Annotated in this window: 14 protein-coding genes; 3 read left to right on the forward strand and 11 right to left on the reverse strand. The window is 30.9% G+C overall.

Going from position 1 to position 10,470, the window contains the following annotated elements:
• A partial coding sequence (locus C0512_RS13930) for an LETM1 domain-containing protein (RefSeq protein ID WP_290862599.1) occupies positions 1-209 on the forward strand: 209 nt, incomplete at its 5' end.
• A 14-nt stretch (positions 210-223) separates the two neighbouring features.
• Here the strand turns inward: C0512_RS13930 and C0512_RS13935 are convergent.
• The 5 genes from C0512_RS13935 to C0512_RS13955 all read right to left on the reverse strand — a co-directional run bounded on the left by C0512_RS13935 (position 224) and on the right by C0512_RS13955 (position 4,345).
• Positions 224-1,048, reverse strand: a complete 825-nt coding sequence (locus C0512_RS13935) for a DUF3943 domain-containing protein (RefSeq protein WP_290862601.1) — start codon at positions 1,046-1,048, stop codon at positions 224-226.
• Between the two features lie 117 nt (positions 1,049-1,165).
• Positions 1,166-1,801 (reverse strand): carbonate dehydratase, encoded by a 636-nt coding sequence (gene can / locus C0512_RS13940; RefSeq protein ID WP_290862603.1) that lies wholly within the window; start codon positions 1,799-1,801, stop codon positions 1,166-1,168.
• Between the two features lie 28 nt (positions 1,802-1,829).
• Positions 1,830-3,437: a SulP family inorganic anion transporter gene (locus C0512_RS13945; protein WP_290862605.1), complete on the reverse strand. Its 1,608-nt coding sequence runs from the start codon at positions 3,435-3,437 to the stop codon at positions 1,830-1,832.
• A gap of 77 nt (positions 3,438-3,514) precedes the next feature.
• Positions 3,515-3,799, reverse strand: coding sequence for a hypothetical protein (locus C0512_RS13950; RefSeq protein WP_290862607.1), 285 nt, complete (start codon positions 3,797-3,799; stop codon positions 3,515-3,517).
• A 66-nt stretch (positions 3,800-3,865) separates the two neighbouring features.
• Positions 3,866-4,345, reverse strand: coding sequence for a Dps family protein (locus C0512_RS13955; RefSeq protein WP_290862608.1), 480 nt, complete (start codon positions 4,343-4,345; stop codon positions 3,866-3,868).
• 105 nt (positions 4,346-4,450) lie between these two features.
• Between C0512_RS13955 and C0512_RS13960 the strand changes: the two genes are divergently transcribed.
• Positions 4,451-5,395 (forward strand): LysR substrate-binding domain-containing protein, encoded by a 945-nt coding sequence (locus C0512_RS13960; RefSeq protein ID WP_290862610.1) that lies wholly within the window; start codon positions 4,451-4,453, stop codon positions 5,393-5,395.
• Between the two features lie 30 nt (positions 5,396-5,425).
• On the opposite strand, the gene C0512_RS13965 is transcribed toward C0512_RS13960, so the two are convergent.
• The 5 genes from C0512_RS13965 to C0512_RS13985 all read right to left on the reverse strand — a co-directional run bounded on the left by C0512_RS13965 (position 5,426) and on the right by C0512_RS13985 (position 8,247).
• Positions 5,426-5,623: a hypothetical protein gene (locus tag C0512_RS13965; protein WP_290862612.1), complete on the reverse strand. Its 198-nt coding sequence runs from the start codon at positions 5,621-5,623 to the stop codon at positions 5,426-5,428.
• Positions 5,624-5,725: 102 nt separating this feature from the next.
• Positions 5,726-6,517, reverse strand: a complete 792-nt coding sequence (locus C0512_RS13970; RefSeq protein WP_290862614.1) for a TIGR00266 family protein — start codon at positions 6,515-6,517, stop codon at positions 5,726-5,728.
• Between the two features lie 107 nt (positions 6,518-6,624).
• A complete protein-coding gene (gene mnmD / locus C0512_RS13975; RefSeq protein ID WP_290862616.1) occupies positions 6,625-7,287 on the reverse strand; it encodes a tRNA (5-methylaminomethyl-2-thiouridine)(34)-methyltransferase MnmD in 663 nt (220 codons plus the stop codon).
• Between the two features lie 13 nt (positions 7,288-7,300).
• A complete protein-coding gene (locus C0512_RS13980; RefSeq protein WP_290862618.1) occupies positions 7,301-7,753 on the reverse strand; it encodes a hypothetical protein in 453 nt (150 codons plus the stop codon).
• Positions 7,753-8,247 carry a DUF4920 domain-containing protein gene (locus C0512_RS13985; protein WP_290862620.1) on the reverse strand — a complete coding sequence of 165 codons (495 nt, stop codon included), beginning with the start codon at positions 8,245-8,247 and terminating at the stop codon, positions 7,753-7,755. The genes C0512_RS13980 and C0512_RS13985 overlap by 1 nt, the downstream gene beginning before the upstream one ends.
• A gap of 300 nt (positions 8,248-8,547) precedes the next feature.
• Between C0512_RS13985 and C0512_RS13990 the strand changes: the two genes are divergently transcribed.
• Complete coding sequence (locus tag C0512_RS13990) at positions 8,548-9,615, forward strand: branched-chain amino acid aminotransferase (protein WP_290862623.1); 1,068 nt, start codon at positions 8,548-8,550, stop codon at positions 9,613-9,615.
• Positions 9,616-9,671: 56 nt separating this feature from the next.
• Here the strand turns inward: C0512_RS13990 and C0512_RS13995 are convergent, their stop codons facing one another.
• Entirely contained in the window at positions 9,672-10,055 is a 384-nt protein-coding gene (locus C0512_RS13995) for a nucleoside triphosphate pyrophosphohydrolase family protein (RefSeq protein WP_290862625.1), read from the reverse strand.
• Positions 10,056-10,470: the final 415 nt, after the last annotated feature.

Here is a 10,470-nt window from a genome sequence, read left to right on the forward strand (position 1 = left end):
AATTAGTGGTATTACTAGCTACTTCAACTCAACGCGAATTAGATACTCAGGAAAAAAAGAAAATGAAAAAACAGCTTTTAGATGTATGTAAGACGATTCCATCTCTAACAATTTTTTTATTACCGGGTGGAAGTTTATTATTACCCATATTAATAAAATTTATTCCGCAGATACTACCCTCGTCGTTTAATGAAAATTTAGACAATTAAAGAGTTTAAAAAAATTAGAATTTCAATACCATTTGCATTCCCCAAGTTTGTTTATTGGTGAAAGGATTTCTCTCAATTGGAATAAAACTTGAATAAGCCACTACTTTATTTTTGGTTTTATAGCCAAAAATATCTAATAATTCATTGAAAGGATCCATGATAAAAAGTGTTGTATTTCCTAAGAATTTTGAGTTCAATATTCTTCTTTCATTTCTTATAATTTTTCCTTTTGCAATGAAAAACCCTTCTCCAACTATTGAACCTACAACCGGAGTGATGATTAAATCTTGCACAGAAGGTATTTCTGCAAAAGCTTCTATCCCATATTCCCAGAAAAAGGTAGACATTAAAAAAGAATAAGTAAAAGACTCCCATGGTTTATAACCACTTCCCCTGGCAGACATATAATATACCCCGCCAGCCCAAGGATGAACAATATAGTTCATATAAAAATCATCTTCATCAACAACTGGCCCTGCTTTTACGTTTTCTTTCCATTTTGTAGCAAAACCTTCATCTTTTATTTCTTCTTTATCCCATTTTGAAACACTTACCGGAGCAATCCATAATAATCCAAAAGAAGCAATTGCAACTCCGGCATACATTCCGGTATTATACAAAAGCCGTTTAGAATCTCGTTGGGGATTATAAATTAGTTTGGAATCAATGATTGCTACTGAATCATTAACAGTATTTAATGAAAATTGTTGGATGTCCGTTTTTAAGGTATCGATTTGTAGTTCTTCAATATTTTTTGCTATTGAATCATTTTGTGCATATGATTGAAAACAAAAAAGAAGGGAAAATAATGCTGTGAAAAAAATGTTAATTTTTGACATAATTTTGCAAAAATAAAAAAAGTATACCAAAAACTTAATTTTAATATACTTTTTTTAAAAAATAATTTTGCTACAATTTCTTAAAAATGAAAAATGCATTTATTTCAATCTAATCACTTAAAATTTAAGTTGATAGACACTGTCTAATTCATCATTATTTTTAAAATTAACATCTAGATCTGTTACATATCCAGAATTAAGTCCGTATACCCAACCGTGAATTGACAATTCCTGTCCCATTTTCCATGCAGACTGTACAATTGAAGTTTTAGCTAAATCATATACTTGTTCCCTAACATTCAATTCAACAAACTTATTAAATCGTTCATTTTCATTTTGTATATCATCTAATTCATGTTGATGGAAACGATATACATCTTTAATGTGTCGTATCCAATTATCTATAATTCCAATTGAGTCATTTCCCATAGCAGCCTTTATGCCACCACATCCATAATGACCACAAACAATAATATGTTTTACTTTTAAAGCATTTACTGCATAATCAAGTACACTAAGCATATTCATATCGGTATGAATTACCATGTTTGCTATATTTCTATGTACAAAAACTTCTCCAGGTGCTGCACCGATTATTTCATTAGCAGGTACACGACTGTCTGAACATCCAATCCATAACAAAGGAGGTGATTGACCTTTTGACAAACCTTCAAAAAAATTGGGGTCTAATTTTAATTTACTTTCAACCCAATTTTTATTATTCTCTAATATTTTTTTATAAAACTCGCTCATAATATTATTAATTTGATAATTCGATTTTCTATTTTAAATTATTTGATTTTAGGGAAATATGTTGCCCCTCCTCTGTGTTATCTAAATTATATGCTTTTTTAAAGCCCACTAATTTAACCTTTATTCTTTCTTCTTTTGCACGAATTTGTTTAAATTCTTTGATTAAATCCAAAACATCATGAGCTATATAAACTGTATCGGAGGCATTTATAACGACTTTTGAATTTTCTGGAATATTTTTTAACGTATTTTTTATTGCCGCTTTGTTTAAAAAGGAAACTTCTTGAGCTAAGTCAATATGAATGATATCTCCATCATTGTATTCTTCTTTTCTAAAAATATAGGCTCTTTTAAAATTCCCTTTAAGAACAAAAAAGATACTAATTAACATTCCTAATGCAACACCTTTCAATAAATCTAAAAAAACCACGGCAATAACAGTTGCTAAGAAGGGAACATATTGATATTTACCTTTTTCAAAAAAGTGTTTAAAAATTGACGGTTTTGCTAATTTATATCCAATCAATAATAAAATAGCTGCTAAAGTTGCTAATGGAATTTTATTTAAAAAAGGAGCTATTGAAAGTACACTTATCAACAACAAAAGACCGTGGATTATCGTAGAAGATTTTGTTTCAGCACCTGCATTTGCATTGGCTGAAGAACGAACAACCACTGAAGTCATTGGCAAACCGCCAATTAAGCCACTTAACAAGTTACCAATTCCTTGTGCTTTTAATTCCACATTTGTGTTTGTATATCGTTTATGTGGATCCATTCGGTCTGCAGCTTCTATACAAAGCAATGTTTCAATAGAAGCCACTATTGCAATAGTAACTCCAACAATCCAAACCTTTGAATTTGAAATTGTATCAATAGAAAAATCAGGAAATAAAAACATCGCTTTAAATTCTTCTAAGGAAGTTGGCGTTGGTAAAGCGACCAAATGGTCTTTAGAAACCTGGAATTGACTACCTGTTCTAATAAATATCTCATTCATTAAAATTCCTGAAAACACAGCGATTAATGCTGCCGGTACTAATTTCAATTTTTTTAGAATAGGAACTTTATCCCAAATAATTAATATTGTTAAGGCAAGTAGTGTAATAATTATAGAACCTATGTTTATATAATTGAAAGAGTTCAATAACGTTTCAAACATATTTGAATCACCACTTTCAAAAAAAGAAGTATCTCCTTCAGAGACTTTATCATAACCCACGGCATGTGGAATTTGCTTCAAAAAGATGATAATCCCAATTCCTGCCAACATACCTTCAATTACATTAGTTGGAAAATAATTAGAAATGCTTCCTGCTTTTAAAAAACCCAAAATTAATTGCATTAAACCGGCAATAATTACGGCAGTTAAAAAAACTTCATAAGCTCCTAAATCGGTAATTGCTGTTAAAACAATTGCCGTTAAACCTGCTGCAGGACCGGAAACGCTGATGTGTGATTTACTTAAAAAACCAACTACAATTCCACCTATTACTCCTGAAATAATTCCGGAAAAAAGAGGAGCTCCGGATGCTAATGCAATTCCTAAACACAAAGGAAGAGCAACTAAAAATACCACCAAACCAGATGCGAAATCAGATTTGAGGTGTGCCAAAAGATTAATTTTTTTTGTCATTGACCTGAAATAAAATATGAATAAATAGTTAAAAAACTATTGTTTCTCTGACTTAACAGAATAAAACACTTCCATATTTATACTTCGGGTGGTGGAGAAAATATTTCCTCTAAAACATCATCATATTGAATGTGATTTTCAAAGCATATTTTTTTAGAGGAATGAATAATAAATTCAAAAGTTAATTCCTCTTTTAAATTTTTGATTGCGTCTTTTACTTTAAAGTTTTTATGTAATTCTTCTTCTTCTGACATATTATAAATAATAGACATATCAGCACTTTTATTCAAATACCCTACAATTGTGGGTAATGATATAAATGTGACAAATAATAATAACACTAAAGAAGCTAATATCTTCATATTTGCGAAATTATACTTTCAGTTAAGTGAAACATAATTTTTTGATGTAATTTAAAATAACTTTAACTAAATTCCTTCCTCTAACCAAGCTTTCATCATCCACATCGTTTTTTCTTGTTCTTTAATAAAATCACTCATCATAGAATTAGTTCCTTCATCTAATGCCTCACCCGCTTGTTTTAAAATAACTCTTTCAATTTTTAATAATTGAGTTAAAGAGCTCACAATTAAATTTATGGCAATTTCATCGTTTGAAACATCTCGTCCTACAAACAATTTGTTATTTTTTATGTAATCTTCAAAGGTATGCAACGGCGTTCCTCCTAGAGTTAGAATACGTTCTGCGATTAAATCTATTTTTAATTGACTATCATTATATAATTCTTCAAATTTTAAATGAAGGTCAAAAAAACGTTTTCCTTTGATATTCCAATGTAACCCTCTTAAATTTTGATAATACACCTGAAAATTGGCTAATAAAATATTTAATTCAGCAGATAAAACCTCTGCTTTTTTTGAATATAGGCCTATACCGTTGGTTTTCATTACTTTATGTTTTTATAAATTATCATATAAATTTACGAAATATTAGCCATAAATCATATAAATAAAATTGATAGTTTTTATATTTGCATCATAAATTACTATTAGATGACCATTACCCAATTAAAATATGTTTTAGCAGTTGCGGAACATAAAAATTTTACGTTAGCCGCAGAAAAGTGTTTTGTCACACAGCCTACTTTAAGTATGCAAATACAAAAAATTGAAGAAGAATTAGGCATTTTAATTTTTGACCGAAGTAAAAAGCCCATCCAATTAACAGAAATTGGACAAAAAATTGTCAATCAATCAAAAAATATTGTCAACGAAGCTGATAGAATTCAAGATATTGTTGATCAGCAGAAAGGATTTATTGGAGGTGAATTCCGATTAGGAATAATTCCAACAGTTATGCCAACCTTACTTCCGATGTTTTTGAATAACTTTATTAAAAAATATCCAAAAGTTAATTTAATTATTGAAGAGTTAAATACCACTGAAATAATAGTAAAACTTAAAAATGGCCATCTAGATGCTGCCATTGCAGTTACTCCATTGGAAGAAGAAAAAATTAAGGAAGTTGTTTTATATTTTGAGCCTTTTGTTGCCTATATTCCTGAAAGTCATGCCTACTTTGAAAAAAAAGAAATTGAAATTTCCGATTTAAACTTAGATGAAATTTTATTATTACAAGATGGACATTGTTTTAGAGACGGAATTGTCAATTTGTGTAAAAATAATAATACCACTTCGGATAAGTTTAACTTTCACATAGAAAGTGGCAGTTTTGAAACCTTAATAAAATTAGCGGATGAAGGTTTAGGCACGACTCTTCTACCCTATTTACATACATTAGATTTGAAAGAAAATGACAAAAAGAAACTTCGTCATTTTAAAGACCCAAAACCGGCACGTGAAGTCAGTTTAATTTACCCAAAAAATGAATTAAAAATTCATATCATTGATGCTTTGCGAAATGTTATTTCAGGAGTTATTCGAGGGGCAATTGCTTTTCAGGATGTTCAAATTATAAGTCCAATTCAAAAGAAATAAAAAAAGGAGCTATTTAGGCTCCTTTTAGTTTTATTGATTCACATAAATTAAACAACTTTTCAATTCAGGCTTCTCCTTTGTAAAGCTTAACAACCAATCTCTCAGTTGATCAATTTCATAAGGCAATAATTGCTTTATTGCTTTTTCTAGTTCTTTACAAAACAGTTTCGGATCAAAACTCACGCTTTCTAAGATTTTCTTAGTGTAAGCAAACATTGGTCTTGTCATACTTTAGTTTTTTTTTAGTAGAATTGGATTAAATGAACGTTGAGTAAAAATAAAAAAAATTAAAATACACTATCATTATTTAACACTCTTATTGTATAAAATTTAACGATTATCGCCATCTAAAAGATTTCCTAATCCGCCTAATAAACTTCCTTCACCTTTGTGTTTTCCACCTCCTTGAGGGGCGGCAGCCCATATTCTGCCTGCCAATCGACTGAAAGGAAGTGATTGAACAAATACTGTTCCAGGACCTTTCAAAGTAGCAAAAAACAAACCTTCACCTCCAAAAATAGTATTGCGTATTCCTCCTACAAGTTTTACATCATATTCTACTGTTTGGGTAAATCCCACCACACAACCTGTATCAACTTTTATCATTTCTCCCGGTTGCAGTTCAATTTTTGCCATGGTTCCTCCCGCATGAATAAATGCTAATCCACTGCCTTCTAATCGTTGCATTATAAAACCTTCTCCACCAAAAAGACCTCGTCCTAATTTTCTGGAAAACTCAATACCAATTTTCACTCCTTGATTCGCACATAAAAAAGCGTCTTTTTGGCAAATGAATTTGCCTCCAACAGTATTCAAATCAATTGGCAAAATTTTACCCGGATAAGGCGAAGCAAATGAAATTTTTCGTTGGTTTGGATAGGTGTTTTGAAACAAAGTCATAAACAAGCTTTCACCCGTGAGCAATCGTTTTCCGGCGGAAAAAAGTTTGTCCATGATTCCACCGGCATCGGTACCGTCGCCAAAAATAGTTTTCATTTGAATACCATCTTCCATCATCATGAATCCTCCAGCCTCAGCAACGACTGATTCGGATGAACTCAAATTGATTTCCACATATTGCATTTCTTCACCATAAATGGTGTAATCCATTATTTTGTGCATCGCATTATTATTTTAAATTTTGAATTTATCATGAAAAATAAAATAGAGAAATAGTAATGCCTTTTTTGTAATAGATTAGCGAAATATCACCTTGAAAAAACAGTTCACTATTTTTTTCCCCCTCTCAACATTTCTCTTTTACCCGGGGGTCCGTCTAATTTCTCAATTTCAAAGCCTGCTTCTATCATGGCTCTTTTAATGGGGCCACGACATGCGTAAGTAACCAATATCCCACCCGATTTTAATGCCGTGTACATTTTTGTAAATATTTCAACACTCCATAATTCAGGTTGTACCCGATAGCCAAAAGCATCAAAATAAATCAAGTCAAATTGATTTATGTCGTCAATTTCAGTAAATAATTGGTTACGTTTTGTTAGTCGGAAGTGATTTGAAATTGTTACATTTTCTTCCCAATTACAAAGATGAAACAATTCAAATACAGCTTTAAAATCAGTAGCATTTAATTGATTTACATAATTCATTTGTAAAACTTCCTGAGAAGAAATCGGAAAGCCTTCAACACCAAAATAATCAATTGATTGCTTGCTTTTTTCTGCTTCCAAAAAAGTAATAAACGCATTTAATCCGGTGCCAAAACCAATTTCTAAAATCGAAACGGATTGCCCTTTGAAAAGTGACAATCCGTTTTTGATGAATACATGTTTAGCTTCTTGTATGGCTCCGTGTTTGGAATGATAACTTTCTTCCCAATCAGGCAGATGAATGGATGTTGATCCGTCAGAAGTTACAATTATTTCTCTTTTCAAATGAACTTTTTTACTAGTTTAATTGTAATTTTTTTATACGAACAATGGGTCCGCTGCATTTCACTTCATGACATGAAATACAAGCTTGTATTGCATTACTGTAATGTGTTTTAGCATTTTCAGGATCTTTATAAATCAACTCTTGAGCCTCTAAAAAAACTTTTGCTTGTTTTTTAAAGAAATCGTCATTTTCAGTTGGATCTGTCATGATTGAGTTATGAATATTCGCAAAATGACTCGGAAATTCTCCCACTGCTTCCCCTTTTTCAATGCGGGCTTTTAATCGCTGATTATCCACATACATTTGTTCCATCAACAAAGCCATTTCTGACATTTTATACATTTCAAAAGTCTTCTTCTCAGCTTTCTCTTTTGAATTTGGTTTTTCACAATTTTGAGCTTCGTCCTTTTTTTGACAACTCAAAACTATAAATAAAGTAAACGTTATAATAACTATTCTTTTCATTATTCTTTAATTAAAACCCCATTCGATAAAAATGAATAAGATACTTTAGGTTCTGTAATAGAATCAATAGCAACTTGTGATTTACCGGCATCTTTTGCATAATGTTTTAATTCATCAACCGATTCAACTGATATAAATGCTTTTCCATTCACAATTGCTTCACTACCGGCGGCATTAAATGGCATAAAAAATCCGTAATCTTTAAAACGAACAAACGTATTTTTGTCATTACTTAAATTCATATTCATCCAACAGCCTTTTTTCTGACAAACATCTTTAATTTCTGAACGGAATTTAACCTCAATTGTATCACCTTCTTTTAAGGTTTCAAATTTGGCCAATAATTCCTCTTTTGTGATAGCTCCTTCAGCAGTAATTGAATCACCAAATGATTGAAATTTTTCAGGAGCAACATTTGTTACTTCTTTAACTTCTACATTTTTACAAGATATCATTGAGAAAACAGCTACCGCAATAACAAATACTTTTTTCATGTTTTAATTAATTAGATTTTACATTATTTGTACAAAAGTAAAGAGTTTAATCCTTTTTAGAATATAATTCTAATAAAATTTCAACCATTGCTATGAAATCTCTAACAATTTATATTCAGTTTAAGGAAAAATAAAAAAGTGCTGTAAATTTGTCATATTTTTTCAAAACGATAAAAAACTCCACTATTTTTTTCTAATTTAGCAAAATCTTAAACAAAGTTATAATTGTTTTGCATTTAAAACATATCTCTTTGTTTTCCAACAACTTAAACACAACTATACACTTTTAAATAAACATCAATGAGTTATAAACTTACTAACGAAATCGATATAGTTAAAGCTTCCAATTCAAAAATTAACTCGGTAGATTTCGAAAACCTCACCTTCGGAAATATTTTTACTGACCACATGTTAATCTGTGATTTTAAAGAAGGTAAATGGCAAAAACCAATCATTAAACAATACGAACCATTCCTGATTGACCCATCTGCAAAAGTTTTTCATTATGGACAAGCCATTTTTGAAGGAATGAAAGCGTATAAAGATGAAAATGACGATGTTTGGATGTTTAGACCGGATCAAAATTATGAGCGTTTTAATCATTCTGCTACCCGTTTAGCTATGCCGGAAGTAACGGAAGATATTTTTATTGGTGGCTTACATGCTCTCTTAAATTTAGAAAGAGATTGGGTAAAAAAAGGAAAAGGGAACACGTTGTATATTCGCCCTTTTATGATTGCTATTGGAACAGGTGTTATTGCTCAACCGTCGACTCAATACCGATTTATGATTATCCTTTCTCCTGCCCGTTCATATTATTCAGGGGAAGTAAAAGTGCTTATTGCTGAACATTACAGTCGTGCTGCTAATGGAGGAATTGGTGCTGCAAAAGCAGCCGGGAACTATTCTGCTCAATTTTATCCAACTAAATTAGCCAATGAAAAAGGCTTCCAACAAATCATTTGGACAGATGATGCCACGCATACAAAATTGGAAGAAGCAGGTACAATGAACGTTTTTTTTAGAATAAACGACACCTTATATACAGCACCAACCAGCGAACGAATTTTGGACGGAGTAACTCGAAAAAGTTTAATTGATTTAGCCAAACGAGAAGGAATCAACGTTGAAGTTCGTTCTGTATTAGTTTCTGAATTAATTGAAGCAGCAAAAGATGGCAGTTTGAAAGAAATTTTTGGGGCAGGAACAGCGGCTGTTGTCAACCCAATTGTTGGTTTTTCGTACCAGGAAACCTATTATGAATTACCTAAAATTGAAAATTCATATGCCATTCAATTAAAAGAAAAACTGACTAATATTCAGTATAAATTAGCCGAAGATACTTTTGGATGGACCGTTAAAGTATAAGTTAACTTCTATTATAAAAAGTGTTCAGTTGAAACCAAATTCACTGAACACTTTTTTTATTTAAAAATCTTTTCAAAATCAGGTTTGAAATAATTTGGCCCTTTCATCACTTTTCCGTCTTCGCGATAAATTGGTTTTCCGTCCTCTCCCAACTTACTCATATTGCTGCGTTGAATTTCTTCAAACACTTCTTCAATTTTGTGTTGCAATCCGTGTTCTATAATTGTACCACACAAAATATAAAGCATGTCACCTAACGCATCGGCTACTTCGACCAAGTCATTGTTCATGGCAGCTTCAAGGTATTCTTCATTTTCTTCTTTCATCAAATTATAACGAAGCAGATTTTTATTTTCGCCCAAATGAACAGCTGGTGATTCTTTAAAACCAATTTCAAAAGCTTCATGAAACACTTTTACGGCATGAATTTGTTTTTGCATAATGCTATAAATTTAAAAAGCAAAAATAGAATTTTGGAAAACATCTTTTGTCACTTCAATTCAAAAACAATTAACTATTTTTGTTGAAAAATAAAACTATGTTTTCAAAAGGTCAATTAATTTTTGCCGGTATTTTTGTTCTCTTTTTTGCAGCAACGATGATTTATGTGTATCGAAAAGACTTAGCTTTACATAAAATTCATTACAAAGGAAGCCTAAAAGTATTGTTTGGTTTTATTCTCTTTATTATATTATTATTCATCATAAAAATTTATTTAAAAAATAAATAAAATGAAGAAATAAAAAATCCCTAGAAATAGGGATTTTTTATTTCTAATATACTGCCGACATTTGAATAACTAACCTTAAAATAAAACTATGCCAGATTTGAAAAACACCGAAATGGTTAGTTTTG

Origin of the sequence: Flavobacterium sp. (genome assembly GCF_013822155.1) — a bacterium.
Lineage (GTDB): Bacteria > Bacteroidota > Bacteroidia > Flavobacteriales > Flavobacteriaceae > Flavobacterium.